Here is a 16,645-nt window from a genome sequence, read left to right on the forward strand (position 1 = left end):
GAGCCGGGGGCAAGGTCAGGGTGTCGCGGTCTCCCGCTCGGGCTCCGGGTCCGGCTTCGGCGGGGTCGTCGCCCCGGTCTTCGCAGTAGGCAACAGATGTGACGGTTCGATTCCACCGTCGAGACGACCTTCGCGGCGCGCAGCGAGGTACCGGTCGAGTAGCACTGCGAACACCACGATCAGCAGCAGGGACCACCCGAACGTCGTCTTCATGTACTCGGCTGCGCGGCCGGCCTCGACCCAGCGTCCGGACAGCCACGAGTCGTAGCTGAGGAAACCGTAGACGGCGAGCCACGCAGGCCAGTTCCGCATGACCGAGTTCGGTAGCAATACGGTCATGATCAGCGGGAACAACATCATCGAGTAGTACATCTGCCCGAGCGAGCTGAGCAGGAACGACGCGCCGAGAAGCACACCCGTGCTGGTGCAGACGAAGAACAGTTCGTCGTCGCGGCAGTAGCGGTACAGCAGCCACAGCGACGCGACGACCATCAGCCCCAGTACGACCCGCAGGCCCGCGACCAGCCAGCCGGGAAGCCCGTAGTACATACCGTTGCCGACGATGGCACTGTTGAAGTAGTCGCGCGATTCCAGCAGGTACGGGACGGTGTGTTCGACGAACTGCCACGCATCGACCGACAACGGCCACGCGATGGCCGTCAACGCCAGGGGGACGCCCGCTGCGGTGAGGAACACCTTCCACTGACCGCGCAGGAGAGGTAACAACAGTAGGGGCGCCAAGATCGGTTTGACGGCGAACGTGAGACCGATCGCGACGCCTGCCCACAAATCTCGGCGCTTCAGTAACAAGGCGAGGAACGCAACCTCGCCGAGCAGCACGAGGCCGTTGATGTTGGTGAACACGAGGGTGTTCGTAACGGTCTCGGACGCGAACGCAGCCAGCACGAGGATCGGTGCGACGGGGGAGTCGAGACGCAACCCGAACATCCGCAGCAGCAGATAGAGCGCAATGAGGATCGCAATGGCGTTCGCGAGGATGAACAGCCACCGGGAGCGCTCCGGATCGATGACGGCGATCGGTGAGATCAGCAGCGTTCCCGACGGTGGATACAGATAGTGCGGATCCACCCACTGGAAGTTGGCCGTGTATACCGGGCGACGGTTGAGGAACGCCAGGGCGGCCTCGTACACGGGCTTGAAGTCGTCGGTCCGGAATCTGTTGACGGCTTTGATGACGACCCGATGCAACACCGTCAGTACGGCCAGTGGCCATACGACGTACTTGACCACTTCCGCTGTGGTGCGGGCGGTGCGAGGCTCGAGACTGCTGAGGAACACTACGGCACGGTACCCTGCAGCGGGACCGAACGGCGCATCCAGGGAGGTTGCCGAACCGCGATCAGGCCGGACAGAGGCTGCCGTTCGGTGGAAGTACTCCGTCGGCCAGATACGCCTCGGCGCGGCTCTGTGCACATGTCGAATGCAGTGTCGCGGAATACCCGGCTCCCTGCCATGCCAGTGCCGCCCATCGGATACCACTCGCGGTCAGTGCACCGGTCACCGATTCCAGGCCTGCATTTCCGACGATCGGGTCTGCTGCCGCACTGGTGACGAGCACCGGCACGTCGAGCGCCGCGGGGAGCGACGGTGCGGCCATGCTCGGCCACGCCGCGCACGACGTCGCAGCGACAGCGGCGTCGCCGCCGAACAACGGATACGTCGCCGACCAGTTCTTCTGTAGTTCGGCGGCGCGCATCGGTGTCGGCCATCGTTGCCCGTCGCTGCACCGCGAGACCCACTGACCGTCCGTCGAGAGCATCGCTTCTGCTGCCCCTACGGATTCGAGCAGCGGCATGACATCGCCGTCTCGGGCGGCCGACAGGATGTCGGACAGCTCCCGGATACGAGCCTGAAGGTCGGCGCGGGGGGTGCCCAGGAACGCGGTGATCGCCGTCAGAAGCGCATTCGACGACACCGGTGCGAGCAGACCGTCCGCGGCCCGACCGTAGAGTTCCTCGATCGCTCCGCGTGGATCCGCACCCAGCGAACACTCCAGTGCGGCGCATCGACGGGAGAACTCGTCGACTGCGGCTTCCGCGCCTCGTGCGCTGGATTCGGCGAGCAGCTCGGCGTCCGCGGTCGCTGCGGCGGGCGAGTCGAGGATCAGCCGCCCGACACCACCGGGATAGGTGGCTGCGTACGCGAGTGCGACGGTTGCGCCATTTCCGATCCCGAGCAAACCCAACTGGTCGACATCCCATGCTCGCCGCAACTGCTCGATATCGCTCGCGGCATTCGATGTACCGAACATCAGTTGCTGCGGTTGCAGGTAGTCGGTGCACGAGATGGTCGCCTGCCTGCCCAGCTCGGCGACGCGATCCGATGCATCGCCGCTGCGACCGAACTGACCGAGATCGGCGAGGGCGCGGCGGTCGGCGCCGAAGATGCAGTCGATCTCCTGGGACATTCCGAGCCCACGACGGTCGATGGCGACCAGCGGCCTGGCGGTCAGGATCGCCGACATCGGGCCTGTCGCGAGTGCTGCAAGCGCGCGGCTCGACGGAAGATCGGATCCGGTCGTCACGACCAGCGGCGCGACATCGGTGGGAGTATCGGCGATCCGTGCGCGGACGACTCCGAGCGGAAATGATCCGGGCACCGCTCCCGTCACGTCGATCGGTGCGGGAATCTGCGCGCATTCGAGAACGAGCCCGGTCGGGCCGGAGGGGAGTGCGAACGCACCGACCGTCTCGGCTGTGCAGTCTCGCCAGGCCAGGTCGTTCTGCGGTACCGGAAGCTCGGCGGCACCGGGGTCGCTCTCTTCGGGCTCGACCTGCTGCTCGCCCCCCACGTCCTGGACGACTGCCACATCGGGTCGGATCGAGGGGCCGGCACCGCACGCGGCTACCACCGACGCAACTGCGAGCCAACACACAGCGAGCACCCCGGTTCTGCGCATGCGGACAGCCTGCCAGGTGCGCGCCGCGGCGGTGCGCGCCGGTGCGCTCGGAGTGGGTCGACGTGTACCTGTCTCGTGCTCCGATGCGGTGAACTCACCGTGAACGGCTTGTGAAGTAGGTCCCATTACCCCGTCCTGTGCTGGTTGTGCCATTCGGCGCCACTATCCTGGTGTAATGCACGAACGCCTCGTCGACCGGAATCCGGTGGTGCCCGCAGACCAGTTGGTGGCCCAAATGGTGCCGCCCGCGATGTTCGACGAGGTGAGCTTCGCGTCGTACATCCCGGATCCCAACGAGCCGAGCCAGGCAGCCGCAGTGGCCGCAGCCGAGGCGTTCGTCGGGAAGGTCGGGAAGATTCGCGGCGGTAAGCGTGGGTTGTTCGGCCGCAAGGCGCCGTCCACGGGTGCCGGTCTGTATCTCGACGGCGGATTCGGCGTCGGCAAGACCCACCTGCTCGCCTCGATCTTCCACAGCGCCCCCGCGCCCAAGGCCTTCGGTACGTTCGTCGAACTCACCCATGTCGTCGGTGCACTCGGATTCAACAAGGCTGTCGAGGAACTGTCGACCCACAGTGTGCTGTGCATCGACGAGTTCGAACTGGACGATCCGGGCGATACCATGCTCGTGTCCCGGCTGCTGACCGAGCTGTCGGCGCGCGGAGTCTCGATCGTCGCTACCTCGAACACCCTTCCCGGCCAGCTCGGCGAAGGCCGGTTCGCGGCGCAGGACTTCCTTCGTGAGATCAAGAAGCTCGGCTCCATTTTCGAGACGCACCGGGTCGACGGCCCCGACTACCGTCACCGCGACCTTCCGCCGGCGCCGGAACCGGTCGAAGCGAAGGTCCTGGTCGAGCGTGCCAACGAGATCGCCGGCGCGACGCTCGACGATTTCGACGAGTTGTGCGCACACTTGAGCACGCTGCACCCGTCTCGCTACGGAAAACTGGTCGAGGGTGTCAGCTCGGTGTTCCTCAACGGCGTTCACCCGGCCCACGACCAGTCGGTCGCCCTGAGGCTGGTTGTCCTCGCCGACCGGTTGTACGACGCGAGCATTCCCGTGACGGTGGCGGGCGCGAAGCTCGACGAGATCTTCACACCGGAGATGCTGTCCGGCGGCTATCGCAAGAAGTACCTCCGGGCCACGTCGCGACTCCTCGCGCTGTCGCGCTTCGAGGTTCCTGCCTGATCTCGCGGTCCGGTCGGCAGACCTTGATGCAGCGTGCACGTCCTACACGGTGCGCTGCATCACGAAGTCTTCGTGGAGCTGCGACCCCACCGTGAAGGTGCGCTCGCCGACGATGTCGAACCCTTCCTTCGCATAGAAGCGACGCGCTCGTGAATTCTGCTGATTCACACCGAGCCACAGGCCGGCGTGTCCGCGGGAGCGCCCGATCTCGACGATTGCTGCCATGAGAGCTTTCGAGACTCCCGTTCCGTGTCTGCCGGGGAGTACATAGAACTTGCTGATCTCGATCGAACGCGCGGTGATCATTGCGGCGATTCCCGGGTCGTCGGGGGGAGCGTCGATGGCCATGAGATAACCGACGATCTCACCGTCGATCGTGGCCTCGAGGACGATCCGCGTCGGGTCCGTGAGGTACTCGCTGAATCGTTCGGCCGTGAGAGTGGCCTCGATGAATGCGGCAATGTCCGAGTCCGTCGCGTCGGGTGGGCACGCCAACGGAAATGTCGCTGCCGCTACATCGGCGAGGCTCTCTGCGTCCCAGATTCCCGCACGTCGCACTGAGACGGGTGCGGTGGCTTCGTCGAGTGGTGTCGGCATGAATCCAGTGAACCAGCCGCCGGAGGTCCGGCGCGTACCGACACGGAAAGTGCCCGGATATGGCTGAACCCCAGCCTTGGATGGGGGGTCATGGCTGGGGTTCATTACCATCGGGGGGGATGGCACTTGCCACGATACATGAGGGATTCCTCAGCTTCCAAGTTGTATCTCGATTCGAGCGGTCACGGTTTCATCACACAGTTCCCGGGAGGATGTTTGCACTCGTCACAACGGGGTTCTAGGGTGGGGCCGGATCGACCTGGGAACGATTCACCGCCATCTATGCACCGCAGAACGGTCCGGTGTGTCTCGGTGGATGGCGCGCCACCGCGCTGGGGGCGGGGCGTAACTCGTACGAGGCGACGCTGGCAGTGAATGCAACGATCCATACCGCGTCGGCGGTCGCGAACGGTCCCGTCGCGGGAATGACCGCGCTGCTCCACGATCTCGGAATCCGCCTCGAGATCCTCTCGTTCGATCAGCGCGAACTCGGTGGATCGTACGCGACGTTCCTCCTCTGCCGGCAGGGCGAACAGCAGATGTGGGCCATGGGTACGGGGGAGGCCGCAGCGGAGTCCACGCTGCGCGCCATGATCGCCGGCGCCAACCGGCTCAGCGTCGGGCGCTGATCGGAAACAGTGAAGTCCCCCTTCGGAATCCGAAGGGGGACTTCACTGTGTTCTGGTGCGCGATACTGGGATTGAACCAGTGACCTCTTCCGTGTCAGGGAAGCGCTCTCCCGCTGAGCTAATCGCGCCGGCTACTGACGCCGGTGTGGAGCGGATGACGGGATTCGAACCCGCGACCCTCACCTTGGCAAGGTGATGCGCTACCAGCTGCGCTACATCCGCATTCGCACGTTGGGGTGAAACTCGGATCGACCCACGTGCTGGTCGATCCTGGTGCGCGATACTGGGATTGAACCAGTGACCTCTTCCGTGTCAGGGAAGCGCTCTCCCGCTGAGCTAATCGCGCGAGGTGGAGACGGGAATCGAACCCGTGTGCACGGCTTTGCAGGCCGTTGCCTCACCACTCGGCCACTCCACCATAAAAGGTCGAGTCCAACCTCTCGAGCGGATGACGGGATTCGAACCCGCGACCCTCACCTTGGCAAGGTGATGCGCTACCAGCTGCGCTACATCCGCACTCGCACCGTGGCGTCGTGCTCTCCGTGGTGCGGTTAAAAACTTAGCCGACCATCGCGGAAACACACAAATCTGCAGGTCAGCAAAAGAAAACTCAGCGAGGACGGCGTTGGATGAGCTGTGTGGGGCCCTGGGGAGGGCATAACGGGTGCCGACGGCGCGCCGGGAAGGCATGCGGCGAAGACCGCGACTCGCCCGAGGTGCACCTCTCGTCCGAGAGGCCTCTACTCGAGGGGTGCTGCCCCGAAAAGGAGGGGTCCTGGCAGACGAGGAGGTGTAGTCATCACTCGGATGCAATCTTGACAAAGGCTCATGACCTGCTGATTCGTGTTGACATAGGGGTGCATGTTAAATTTCTTTCCGTTCGAGCCGCTGCAAAGCGGAACGGTCCCGTGGCTCAGTGGAAGAGCGTCCCGTTCACACCGGGAAGGTCGCTGGTTCGATCCCAGCCGGGACCACAGGTACACGACAAGGGCACCCTGCGAAGGGTGCCCTTTTTGCGTACCTTGGCATGCAACCGTCGAGCGCAGTGGTGACTGTGTGATCCGGTGGGACGAGAAGTTCTTTCCCGCTCGACGATGTGCACGTCTGCGGCCATCGAAGTCCGCGTGGGCGATGCAGGGCAGACCACGGTGGTTCGAGGAGGATTCGTCAGATGAGTGTCGCCGACGGCGCATGGCCGGCAGTGGGGACGACGGGTGCCCGCTTCGGGCCCAGGCGTCCACGTCACCGCACGAAGCGGGACGATCTTGTATATTCACCCTCTGAAGAGGGGGAGCCGGTGTCCGAAACGGACGCTGCAGCGACACCGTCGTCGGCCGAGGGGGTAAGGCCGACCGCCGGAGAACAAGTGGCTGCCGGTGTGATGGCACGCCGTGAATCCCGAACAACGGATCGGACGTTCGACGGCACTGGGTTCGAAGGCACTGGGGGAGTCGGAAAATTGGAAGAGCACACGTCATCGTTCGTGAGACCGTTCGTTCGTAGTGGCGGCCGTACCCGCGCCGATATCGACCTGCCGCTCGAAGCCCTGGTGTCCACGGTCCCGTCGGCGATGAGCATGATCGCCGGCCGATTCGCGGAGGAACACCGTGTGGTCGTCGGCCTGTGCGCACAACCGCGATCGACGATGGAGGTGGCCGCCCTCGCCGGAATCCCTCTCGGAGTGGCCCGTGTGCTGATCGGCGACCTCGCGGGGGCGGGCGTCCTGACCGTGCACAGCACCGTGGACCGCGTGGGGCCGGGCAGCGACCTTCTCGAACGTGTACTCACGGGGCTGCACTCGCTCTGACGGCGCGGCGGGTGCTGTCGCCTGGTTTCCGCTCGGCACGCCCTGTGTTCAGCGGTGTGAGCGCATATCGATAGCATGGGGAGGTTGCCGTCGCGCATCGTCGACGCGCCCGGCAGCAGCCCCCAGAACAGGCATCCAGCCGAGGAGTCCAGCACAGTGACCACGCCCGCATCCGCGAAACCAGCCACACTCGTCCGGGTGCCCGCGGGGACCACTGCCGCTGCCGCCGTGCGCGAGGCCGGCCTGCCCGCAAAGGGCTCCGATGCCATCGTGGTCGTCCGCGACGACGAAGGCGCGCTGCGCGACCTCGCCTGGATCCCCGACACCGACGTCGAGGTCGAGGCAGTCGGTGCCGACACCGAAGACGGGCGCAGCGTGATCCGGCACTCGGCCGCACATGTCCTTGCGCAGGCCGTGCAGCAGGAATTCCCCGAAGCCAAGCTCGGTATCGGACCGCCGATCAAGGACGGGTTCTACTACGACTTCCAGGTCGAGCGGCCTTTCACGCCCGACGATCTCGCGAAGCTCGAGAAGCGCATGAAGAAGATCGTCAAGGATGCGCAGCGCTTCTCCCGCCGCGTCGTCGAGAACATCGAGGATGCCCGCGAGGAACTGAAGAACGAGCCGTTCAAGCTCGAGCTCATCGACGACAAGTCGGGTATAGACGACCCCGAGATCATGGAGGTCGGCGGCAAAGAGCTGACCATCTACGACAATCTCAATCCCCGCACGGGTGAACTCGTGTGGAAGGACCTGTGCCGCGGCCCGCACCTGCCCACCACCAAGTTCATCCCCGCTTTCAAGCTCACCCGCAGTTCCGCAGCGTACTGGCGCGGCGACCAGGACAACGCCGACCTCCAGCGGGTCTACGGCACGGCATGGGAGTCCACGGAAGCGCTCGACCGCCACCTGGATTTGCTCGCCGAGGCCGAGCGCCGCGACCACCGCAAACTCGGCGCCGAACTCGACCTGTTCTCGTTCCCGGACGAGCTCGGTTCGGGCCTGCCGGTGTTCCATCCCAAGGGCGGCATCATCCGCCAAGAGATGGAGAACTACTCGCGTGAGCGCCATGTCGAGGCCGGATACGATTTCGTCAACACGCCGCACATCACCAAGGGACACCTCTACGAGGTCTCGGGTCATCTCGATTGGTACAAGGACGGCATGTTCCCCGCGATGCACATCGACGAGGAACTGAACGCCGACGGCACGATCCGCAAGCCCGGCCAGGACTATTACCTCAAGCCGATGAACTGCCCCATGCACGACCTGATCTTCCGGTCGCGTGGGCGCTCGTACCGCGAGCTTCCGCTCCGCATGTTCGAGTTCGGCTCCGTCTACCGCTACGAGAAGTCGGGTGTTGTTCACGGCCTGACCCGCGTGCGAGGCATGACGCAGGACGACGCACACATCTTCTGCACGCCCGAGCAGATGCGCGACGAACTGACCACCGTGCTCGAGTTCATTCTCGACCTGCTCAAAGACTACGGTCTCGACGACTACTACCTGGAGCTGTCGACGAAGAACCCCAAGAAGTTCGTCGGGAGCGACGAACTGTGGGACACCGCCACCGAGACGCTGCGCGAGGTCGCGGAAGCGTCGGGTCTGAACCTCGTGCCCGACCCGGGCGGAGCTGCCTTCTACGGCCCGAAGATCTCCGTGCAGGTCAACGACGCTCTCGGCCGCAACTGGCAGATGTCGACGATTCAGCTCGACTTCAACCTCCCCGAGCGGTTCGAACTCGAATACACCGGATCCGACGGCGCGAAGCACCGCCCGGTGATGATCCATCGCGCCCTGTTCGGCTCGATGGAGCGGTTCTTCGGTGTGCTCACCGAGCATTACGCAGGCGCGTTCCCCGCGTGGCTCTCGCCGGTTCAGGTGGTCGGCATTCCGGTGGCAGCCGAGTTCGAAGAGCACCTGTTCGACGTCGTCGGAAAACTGAAGTCGGTCGGGATCCGCGCCGAGGTGGACGCATCCGACGACCGCATGCAGAAGAAGATCCGTAACCACACGACGCAGAAGGTTCCCTTCATGCTGCTCGCCGGCGAACGTGACGTGGCCGCCGGTGCCGTGAGCTTCCGATTCCGCGATGGGACCCAGGTCAACGGGGTCCCCGTCGACGAGGCGGTGAGCATCGTGTCCGACTGGGTGCGTCGCCGCGACAACGCCTCTCCCACCGCGGAACTGGTGCGGCCGGCCGAACAGGGAGCGACCAATTGACCGGCGAGGGAACTCCCGGCCCCGCCGACACCTCCGATTCGATGATCGATCGTGGTGCCGGTGAATCCGACCACCTGCAGCGGCTCTGGTCCCCGCACCGCATGTCGTACATCACCGAATCGCCGGGACTGCGGAGCGAGCCGTACGAGCCGTTCACCGAGATCCCGAAGATGGCGGACGAAGAAGGTCTGGTCGTCGCACGCGGAGAATCCGTGTACGCGGTGCTCAACCTCTACCCGTACAACCCGGGCCACCTCATGGTGGTGCCGTACCGGCGGGTGGCGAACCTCGAAGACCTCACAGTCGAGGAGAGCACCGAGCTCATGGCGTTTGCTCAGCGGGCGCTGCGGGTGATCAAGAAGGTGTCGCGTCCACACGGGTTCAACGTCGGACTCAACCTGGGCGCTGCCGCAGGCGGTTCGCTGTCCGAACACCTGCACCTGCACGTAGTGCCGCGCTGGGGTGGCGACGCGAACTTCATCACCGTCCTCGGCGGATCCAAGGTGATGGTGCAGCTGCTGCGCGACACCCGCGCACTGCTGGCCTCGGCATGGGACGAGTGAAGCGAGCCGACGACGGCCCCACTCTCGACCACACCCGCGTTGTCGCGGTGCGTCATGGCAGGATCGTGTTCCGGACACGTCGGTCGAAGGGAAATTCGGGGGTCTCGGAATGCTGAGCTTCTTCGGTCGTGCATCGGTGTCGAAAGTGACCACACCGCTCGGGCACGCGTTGAACCGCACCGGCCTGACCCCGGACGCCGTGACCGTCATCGGCACTGTCGCCACGATCGCGGCGGCGCTCACCCTGTTCCCCACCGGCCACCTGTTCATCGGCACACTCGCGATCTGGCTGTTCGTAATGTTCGACATGCTCGACGGTGCCATGGCACGTGCCCGCGGCGGCGGAACACGTTTCGGTGCCGTCCTGGACGCCACATGCGACCGGGTCGCAGATGGGGCGATCTTCGCCGGCCTGGCGTGGTGGGCGGTCTATCACGAGCAGAGCAGGCCGCTGGTGATCGCAACGCTGATCTGCCTCGTGTGCTCGCAGGTGATCTCGTACGCGAAAGCGCGGGCCGAGGCGAGCGGGTTGTCCGCCGACGGCGGTCTCATCGAGCGCGCCGATCGCCTCGTCATCGTGCTCGTCGGTTCCGGGCTGACCGGACTCGGACTGGACTGGGCCATCCACATCGCGATGTGGCTGCTCGCTGCCGGATCGGTCATCACCGTGTTCCAGCGTGTCCTCGCGGTGCGGAACTCGCCGGGAGCGCGTGAACTGCTGCCGCTCCCGCCTGCCTCGACTCCGGCGTCCGAGACGGATGCCGGCAACGGGGAACGGTCATGAACGACGAGGACCGGACATGAACGCAGCCGAGCGTCTCTCGGACCTCGGATACGCTGCGGGATGGCGACTGGTGCGGCTGTTGCCGGAACCCGTCGCGACGAGACTGTTCGATGCGGGAGCCGACTTCGCAGCCCGTCGGAACGGTGGACCGAAGCAACTGCGCCGCAATCTCTCCCGCGTACTCGGTGTTCCGCCCGAACGTGTGCCGGATGACCTGGTCAGGGCTTCGGTCCGGTCGTACGCACGCTACTGGCGTGAATCATTCCGGCTTCCGTCGATGGACCTCGCCGCCACGGCCGAGTCGATCGACTCGGCAGTCGAAGGCCGCGAGCACATCGATGCGGCATTGGCCGCCGGACGCGGCGCAGTTCTGGCTCTGCCGCACAGCGGCAACTGGGACATGGCCGGCGTGTGGTGCGTCCGCACGTACGGCGGACTGTCCACCGTCGCCGAGCGCCTGCGTCCCGAATCGTTGTTCCGACGCTTCGTCGAGTATCGGGAAGGCCTCGGGTTCGAGGTGTTCCCACTCTCGGGTGGAGAAAGCCCACCGTTCGTCGAATTGTCGGCGCGCCTGCGCGCCAACAAGGTGGTGTGTCTGCTGGGGGAGCGGGATCTCGCGCGTAAGGGTGTGCCAGTGACATTCATGGGAGAACCCACGCGCATGCCCGCCGGCCCCGCAAAACTGGCCATCGACACCGGCGCCGCCCTCCTTCCCGTGCACTGCTGGTTCACCGAGCAGGGGTGGGGCTTCCGAGTGCACCCGGAGATCGACGTCAGCGACGGTATCGGCAGCGCCACGCAGGAACTGGCCGACCGATTCGCCGCCGATATCGCGGAACACGCTGCAGACTGGCACATGTTGCAACCACTGTGGATGGACGATCTGTCCGACTCACGACGCGCCCGAATGGAGGAGTGAGTGAGGATCGGAATGGTCTGCCCGTACTCGTTCGACGTACCGGGCGGTGTCCAGGCGCATGTCGTGGACCTCGCCGAGGTCCTCATCTCACGGGGCCACGAGGTGAGCGTACTCGCGCCCGCGTCCGCGACCACGGCGCTGCCCGACTTCGTCGTCTCTGCAGGTAGAGCAGTTGCAATCCCATACAACGGGTCTGTGGCCCGGCTGAGCTTCGGACCTGTCTCCTATGCGCGCGTGCGCCGCTGGATCAACGACAACAACTTCGACGTCCTCCACATCCACGAACCGAACGCACCGAGCCTGTCGATGCTCGCATTGAAAATCGCGGAGGGGCCGATCGTCGCGACCTTCCACACCTCGACGACGAAGTCGCTGGTGCTCAGCACGTTCCAAGGAGTATTGCAGCCGTTCCTCGAGAAGATCAGCGGTCGCATCGCCGTCTCCGAACTCGCCCGGCGCTGGCAGGTCACCTCGTTGGGAGCCGATGCCGTGGAGGTCCCGAACGGGGTCGACGTGCCGTTCTTCCGGCACTCCCCGTTGCTGCCGGGCTACCCGCGGATCGGTCGGACGGTATTGTTCCTCGGCCGTTTCGACGAGTCCCGAAAGGGCATGGACGTGCTCATCGGAGCGCTGCCGGCACTGGTCGCGCGATACCCTGACATCGAGATTCTGGTGGTGGGCCGCGGTGACGAGGACAGGCTCCGCAAGGACGCCGGGCCGCATGCAGGTCACCTCCGGTTCCTCGGGCAGGTCGACGACGACGAGAAGGCCTCCGCGATGCGCAGCGCCGACGTGTACTGCGCACCGAACCTCGGCGGCGAAAGTTTCGGGATCGTCCTCGTCGAGGCCATGGCGTCCGGTACTGCAGTCGTTGCGTCCGAACTCGATGCATTCCGGCGCGTCCTGCGCGATGGGCGGGCAGGAGTGCTTGTCCCCATCGGTGACTCGAAGGCCCTCGCCGACAGCATCATCGAGGTCCTCGCCGACGACAACCGTCGCACCGCGTTGATCGAAGCCGGATCCGAGGTCGTGGAAACCTACGATTGGCCGGTCGTGGCCGACCAGATCCTGCGGGTGTACGAGACGGTCACCGTCGGTGCCGGACCCGTCCGAGAGGTGCGTTCGTGACTCTCAGCGCTCTGACGATCCTCGTCCTGGCATCGATCGCAACCGTCGTCCTGCTGCTCGGTCTGTGGGCGTACGCGACGGCGAATCGCCTCGATCGATTGCACGTGCGATCGGACCTTTCGTGGCAGGCGCTCGACGCGTCCCTCGCCCGTCGCGCAGTGGTGGTACGAAGCATCGCGGCGTCCACCTCCGCATCGGACGGACGTCGATTGTCGGCCCTGGCCGACCGGGCAGAACGAGCGGACCGTGTTCATCGGGAAGGCGCCGAGAACGAACTCTCCGTCGCGCTGGCCGGACTGGACGTCGAGCGCCTGCGCCCGCAACTGGTGGCGGAACTCGCCGACGCCGAAGCCCGGGTACTCATCGCCAGAAGATTCCACAACGACGCCGTGCGCGACACACTTGCGTTACGCACCCGGCGCCCGGTGCGGTGGCTCCACCTCGGTGGTACCGCACCATTGCCGACCTACTTCGAGATCGCCGAACGCGCCGTCGGGACCGTCGAGAAGGTCGGGAATGTCGAGACCCGGAAGCCGACGCCGGATCGGGCACGAACGTCGGCGCGGGTGGTACTGCTCGACGACACCGGGCGCGTGCTCCTGCTGCGCGGCCACGATCCCGACCGCCCGGATGTGCGCTTCTGGTTCACCGTCGGTGGAGCCGTGGAACCGGGCGAAGACCTGCGGGTCGCGGCAGTCCGGGAACTCGCGGAGGAGACCGGGCACGGCATCGCCCCCGAGCAGCTCATCGGACCGGTGTGGCGGCGAGTGGCCGTCTTCCCGTTCAACGGCGAAGTCCTGCACTCCGAGGAACTGTTCTTCGTCCTCCAAACGCCCGCATTCGAACCGGGCACCGATGGATTCACAGAGCTCGAACGTCGAATGGACCTCGAACTCAAGTGGTTCGACACCGACGAGCTGCGCGAACTGGTCTCCGCAGGAGAACCCCTGTATCCGCAGGACTTACCGGAACTCCTCGCCGAGGCCCGCCGGATCGCGGGCACCCGACAGGAAACCCCACTGCGCGCCATTCGCTGACCTCGAGATCCGACGGCGACCCGCCCGCGACACGAGGGCGACCCGCCCGCGACTCGAGGGCGACCCGCCCGCGACTCGAGGGGCGACCCGCCCGCGGCATGAGGGCGACCCGCCCGCGACACGAGAAGGCCAGCGCATCACGACTGGCTATGGGGAACCGCCGGTGTGGAGCCATAGGCTCGGCACGTCGCGATTCGCTTCTGCGCGACGGCCATTCCGCGCCGACATCGTCGTGCCGGACTGCCCTGTCAGTTCGGCCCTGCCGAGTTCTGCTGTATCGAGTTCTGCTGTATCGAGTTCTTCTGAGGAGTTCAGCTGTGAGTACCCCGGATACCACTGCCCCCACCGGTACCGCCCGCGTCAAGCGTGGCATGGCGGAAATGCTCAAGGGCGGTGTGATCATGGATGTGGTCACTCCCGACCAGGCCAAGATCGCCGAGGACGCGGGTGCGGTCGCCGTCATGGCACTCGAACGCGTGCCCGCTGATATCCGTGCGCAGGGCGGGGTGTCGCGGATGAGCGACCCCGACATGATCGACGGCATCATCAGCGCCGTCTCCATCCCCGTCATGGCCAAGGCACGGATCGGGCACTTCGTCGAGGCCCAGGTGCTGCAGGCACTCGGAGTCGACTACATCGACGAGTCCGAGGTCCTCACCCCGGCCGACTACGAGAACCACATCGACAAGTTCGCCTTCACCGTGCCATTCGTATGTGGTGCCACCAACCTCGGGGAAGCGCTTCGCCGCATCAACGAAGGCGCCGCGATGATCCGCTCCAAGGGCGAGGCCGGCACCGGCGATGTCTCCAACGCCACGACCCACATGCGACAGATCCGGCAGCAGATCCGACGACTGAGCTCACTTCCCGAAGACGAGCTCTACGTCGCGGCGAAGGAACTGCAGGCTCCCTACGACCTCGTCGTCGAGGTTGCGAAGGCCGGAAAGCTCCCGGTGACGTTGTTCACGGCCGGCGGGATCGCCACTCCCGCGGATGCCGCGATGATGATGCAGCTCGGCGCCGAGGGCGTGTTCGTCGGTTCCGGAATCTTCAAGGCGGGCAACCCCGAACAGCGAGCCGCAGCAATCGTCAAGGCCACCACCTTCTATGACGACCCCGATATGCTCGCGAAAGTGTCGCGCGGACTGGGTGAGGCCATGGTCGGCATCAACGTCGACGACATCCCGGTACCGCACCGCCTCGCCGAGCGTGGATGGTAGCCGTCCCTGCCGTGCCCCGGTCATCCGGCGGATAACCTACTTCCGGGTACAAAACGGAAGGGTCCCGCATGGCGAAGATCGAAGACATCCTCGAACTCGAACGAATCGAAGAGAACATCTTCCGCGGTATCGCAACGGAGACGTTGCTACCGCGGACGTTCGGCGGCCAGGTAGCGGGGCAGGCGCTGGTATCGGCGGTGCGCACCGTGGTCCCGGAATTCCAGGTCCACTCCTTGCATGGCTACTTCCTCCGTCCGGGAGACCCGACCAAGGGAATCGTGTACCAGGTCGACCGGATCCGTGACGGTCGCTCGTTCTGCACACGCCGCGTCACCGCAGTGCAGGGCGGTCACGCGATCTTCACGATGTCGGCGTCGTTCCACGCCGACGAGCAGGGAATCGAACACCAGGACGAGATGCCCACGGTACCCAGGCCGGAAGAACTCCCCGATGCGAAGACCCTCGTCGAACAGGGCCGCGAGGAGTTCGCGTGGGCACTGCGCGAGTGGTCGAACTGGGACTTCCGATTCGTGCCACCGGAGCATATGGTTGCCGACCGCGGGGTGGCCGCGCACCAGCGAGTGTGGTTCCGCTCGCGCGCCACACTCCCGGACGACCCGGTCTTCCACGTGTGCACACTCGCTTACATGAGTGACATGACGCTCCTCGGTTCCGCGCACGTCATCCATCCTGAGGAGAAGACCCAGGACGCATCGCTCGACCATGCCATGTGGTTCCTGCGACCCTTCCGGGCCGACGACTGGTTGCTCTACGACCAGACGTCACCCTCTGCAGGATTCGGCCGTGCGCTGACGCAGGGCCGGATCTACGACAGCAGAGGAAACATGGTCGCCGCAGTCGTGCAGGAAGGACTCACACGCTATCTCCGTGAGTCCTGACATGCCCGGTGAGCCCTGACCCGCCCGGCGGGACAGTGGAGGCGGCGGCCGACGACATGAGAGGAAGACGGCCCGCCGTGGCAACTTCGATGCTGCACACAACTCCGACGATCGGGGTACTCGCACTCCAAGGCGATGTGCGGGAGCATCGAGCCGCACTCGAAGCGGCAGGTGCGCGCACCGTAGCGCTGCGCCGCGAAAGCGAACTCGACGCGGTCGACGGTATCGTGATTCCCGGTGGCGAATCGACGACGATGAGCAGGCTCCTGCAGGTATTCGACCTGCTCGAACCGCTGCGGGCGCGCCTGAAGGAGGGGCTCCCCGCCTACGGTTCGTGCGCCGGGATGATCCTGCTCGCCACCGAGGTGCTCGACACCCGCCCGGACGCCGAGCACCTCGACGCGCTCGACATCACCGTGCGGCGGAACGCCTTCGGACGCCAGGTGGACTCATTCGAAGCCGATCTCGACATGACCGGAGTCGACGGTGGCCCGCTCCGAGCCGTGTTCATCCGCGCCCCGTGGGTGGAACGGGTCGGACCCGACGTCGAGGTTCTCGCCCGGGTTCCCCACGGTCAGGCCGCGGGAAAGGTGGTCGCGGTGCGTCGAGGGAGTGTGTTCGCGACGTCGTTCCACCCCGAAGTGACGGGTGATCTGCGGGTCCACCGACTCTTCGTCGACACTGTGCGCTCACAGTTCGCAACCCCATAGGTAGACTCGACTCTCCGAACTGT

General features: G+C 65.4%; 15 protein-coding genes and 6 tRNA genes. 13 read left to right on the forward strand and 8 right to left on the reverse strand.

The annotated features are described in order from the left end of the window. Window positions 1-15: 15 nt before the first annotated feature. Together ACFWB0_RS18095 and ACFWB0_RS18100 are read right to left on the reverse strand one after the other, a co-directional pair. A complete protein-coding gene (locus ACFWB0_RS18095) occupies window positions 16-1,299 on the reverse strand; it encodes a glycosyltransferase family 87 protein (RefSeq protein ID WP_378491848.1) in 1,284 nt (427 codons plus the stop codon). Between the two features lie 61 nt (window positions 1,300-1,360). Then, window positions 1,361-2,920: an alpha/beta fold hydrolase gene (locus ACFWB0_RS18100; protein WP_378491849.1), complete on the reverse strand. Its 1,560-nt coding sequence runs from the start codon at window positions 2,918-2,920 to the stop codon at window positions 1,361-1,363. Between the two features lie 175 nt (window positions 2,921-3,095). Between ACFWB0_RS18100 and zapE the strand changes: the two genes are divergently transcribed. Continuing rightward, window positions 3,096-4,106 (forward strand): cell division protein ZapE, encoded by a 1,011-nt coding sequence (gene zapE, locus ACFWB0_RS18105; protein ID WP_378491850.1) that lies wholly within the window; start codon window positions 3,096-3,098, stop codon window positions 4,104-4,106. A 42-nt stretch (window positions 4,107-4,148) separates the two neighbouring features. Here the strand turns inward: zapE and ACFWB0_RS18110 are convergent, their stop codons facing one another. Next, window positions 4,149-4,703 (reverse strand): GNAT family N-acetyltransferase, encoded by a 555-nt coding sequence (locus ACFWB0_RS18110; RefSeq protein ID WP_378491851.1) that lies wholly within the window; start codon window positions 4,701-4,703, stop codon window positions 4,149-4,151. A gap of 302 nt (window positions 4,704-5,005) precedes the next feature. Between ACFWB0_RS18110 and ACFWB0_RS18115 the strand changes: the two genes are divergently transcribed. After that, window positions 5,006-5,332 (forward strand): hypothetical protein, encoded by a 327-nt coding sequence (locus ACFWB0_RS18115; RefSeq protein WP_378491852.1) that lies wholly within the window; start codon window positions 5,006-5,008, stop codon window positions 5,330-5,332. A gap of 53 nt (window positions 5,333-5,385) precedes the next feature. On the opposite strand, the gene ACFWB0_RS18120 is transcribed toward ACFWB0_RS18115, so the two are convergent. The 5 genes from ACFWB0_RS18120 to ACFWB0_RS18140 form a co-directional block, all read right to left on the reverse strand. After that, window positions 5,386-5,460: transfer RNA gene (locus ACFWB0_RS18120), tRNA-Val, on the reverse strand. An 18-nt stretch (window positions 5,461-5,478) separates the two neighbouring features. Continuing rightward, window positions 5,479-5,554 (reverse strand) — tRNA-Gly (locus ACFWB0_RS18125). A 49-nt stretch (window positions 5,555-5,603) separates the two neighbouring features. Continuing rightward, a tRNA-Val gene (locus tag ACFWB0_RS18130) sits at window positions 5,604-5,678 on the reverse strand. Between the two features lies 1 nt (window position 5,679). Beyond that, window positions 5,680-5,750 (reverse strand) — tRNA-Cys (locus tag ACFWB0_RS18135). 25 nt (window positions 5,751-5,775) lie between these two features. Continuing rightward, window positions 5,776-5,848: transfer RNA gene (locus ACFWB0_RS18140), tRNA-Gly, on the reverse strand. Window positions 5,849-6,234: 386 nt separating this feature from the next. On the opposite strand from ACFWB0_RS18140, the gene ACFWB0_RS18145 reads away from it, so the two are divergent. From ACFWB0_RS18145 to pdxT, 11 genes are all read left to right on the forward strand, one after another. Then, window positions 6,235-6,306 (forward strand) — tRNA-Val (locus ACFWB0_RS18145). Between the two features lie 509 nt (window positions 6,307-6,815). Further along, on the forward strand, window positions 6,816-7,139 hold the full coding sequence (locus tag ACFWB0_RS18150; RefSeq protein WP_378491853.1) for a DUF742 domain-containing protein: 324 nt from the start codon (window positions 6,816-6,818) through the stop codon (window positions 7,137-7,139). Between the two features lie 156 nt (window positions 7,140-7,295). Beyond that, window positions 7,296-9,362, forward strand: a complete 2,067-nt coding sequence (gene thrS, locus ACFWB0_RS18155) for a threonine--tRNA ligase (protein WP_378491854.1) — start codon at window positions 7,296-7,298, stop codon at window positions 9,360-9,362. Window positions 9,363-9,403: 41 nt separating this feature from the next. Next, the gene (locus ACFWB0_RS18160) at window positions 9,404-9,925 is read left to right on the forward strand and encodes an HIT family protein (protein ID WP_378491880.1); all 522 of its coding nucleotides are present in this window, start codon (window positions 9,404-9,406) and stop codon (window positions 9,923-9,925) included. Between the two features lie 109 nt (window positions 9,926-10,034). Continuing rightward, on the forward strand, window positions 10,035-10,709 hold the full coding sequence (pgsA, locus tag ACFWB0_RS18165; RefSeq protein WP_378491855.1) for a phosphatidylinositol phosphate synthase: 675 nt from the start codon (window positions 10,035-10,037) through the stop codon (window positions 10,707-10,709). A gap of 16 nt (window positions 10,710-10,725) precedes the next feature. Next, a complete protein-coding gene (locus ACFWB0_RS18170) occupies window positions 10,726-11,628 on the forward strand; it encodes a phosphatidylinositol mannoside acyltransferase (RefSeq protein ID WP_378491856.1) in 903 nt (300 codons plus the stop codon). Then, window positions 11,629-12,756, forward strand: coding sequence for a glycosyltransferase family 4 protein (locus tag ACFWB0_RS18175; protein WP_378491857.1), 1,128 nt, complete (start codon window positions 11,629-11,631; stop codon window positions 12,754-12,756). Beyond that, window positions 12,753-13,793: an NUDIX domain-containing protein gene (locus ACFWB0_RS18180; RefSeq protein ID WP_378491858.1), complete on the forward strand. Its 1,041-nt coding sequence runs from the start codon at window positions 12,753-12,755 to the stop codon at window positions 13,791-13,793. Before ACFWB0_RS18175 ends, ACFWB0_RS18180 begins: the two co-directional genes overlap by 4 nt. 317 nt (window positions 13,794-14,110) lie before the next feature. Beyond that, a complete protein-coding gene (gene pdxS, locus ACFWB0_RS18185; protein ID WP_378491859.1) occupies window positions 14,111-15,013 on the forward strand; it encodes a pyridoxal 5'-phosphate synthase lyase subunit PdxS in 903 nt (300 codons plus the stop codon). 68 nt (window positions 15,014-15,081) lie between these two features. Continuing rightward, window positions 15,082-15,912, forward strand: coding sequence for an acyl-CoA thioesterase (locus tag ACFWB0_RS18190; RefSeq protein ID WP_378491860.1), 831 nt, complete (start codon window positions 15,082-15,084; stop codon window positions 15,910-15,912). An 89-nt stretch (window positions 15,913-16,001) separates the two neighbouring features. After that, a complete protein-coding gene (pdxT, locus tag ACFWB0_RS18195; protein ID WP_378491881.1) occupies window positions 16,002-16,622 on the forward strand; it encodes a pyridoxal 5'-phosphate synthase glutaminase subunit PdxT in 621 nt (206 codons plus the stop codon). The last annotated feature ends 23 nt before the right edge of the window (window positions 16,623-16,645 follow it).

The sequence above is a fragment of the Rhodococcus sp. NPDC060086 genome (assembly GCF_042730275.1).
In the GTDB taxonomy this organism is placed as follows: Bacteria; Actinomycetota; Actinomycetes; order Mycobacteriales; family Mycobacteriaceae; genus Rhodococcus.

Bases quoted from the DNA above. Each gene is read 5' to 3' on its own strand.
- ACFWB0_RS18100 (WP_378491849.1), bottom strand. From the start codon at position 2,920: ATGCGCAGAACCGGGGTGCTCGCTGTGTGTTGGCTCGCAGTTGCGTCG.
- zapE (WP_378491850.1), top strand. From the start codon at position 3,096: ATGCACGAACGCCTCGTCGACCGGAATCCGGTGGTGCCCGCAGACCAG.
- ACFWB0_RS18110 (WP_378491851.1), bottom strand. From the start codon at position 4,703: ATGCCGACACCACTCGACGAAGCCACCGCACCCGTCTCAGTGCGACGT.
- ACFWB0_RS18160 (WP_378491880.1), top strand. From the start codon at position 9,404: ATGATCGATCGTGGTGCCGGTGAATCCGACCACCTGCAGCGGCTCTGG.
- pgsA (WP_378491855.1), top strand. From the start codon at position 10,035: ATGCTGAGCTTCTTCGGTCGTGCATCGGTGTCGAAAGTGACCACACCG.
- ACFWB0_RS18170 (WP_378491856.1), top strand. From the start codon at position 10,726: ATGAACGCAGCCGAGCGTCTCTCGGACCTCGGATACGCTGCGGGATGG.
- ACFWB0_RS18190 (WP_378491860.1), top strand. From the start codon at position 15,082: ATGGCGAAGATCGAAGACATCCTCGAACTCGAACGAATCGAAGAGAAC.
- pdxT (WP_378491881.1), top strand. From the start codon at position 16,002: ATGCTGCACACAACTCCGACGATCGGGGTACTCGCACTCCAAGGCGAT.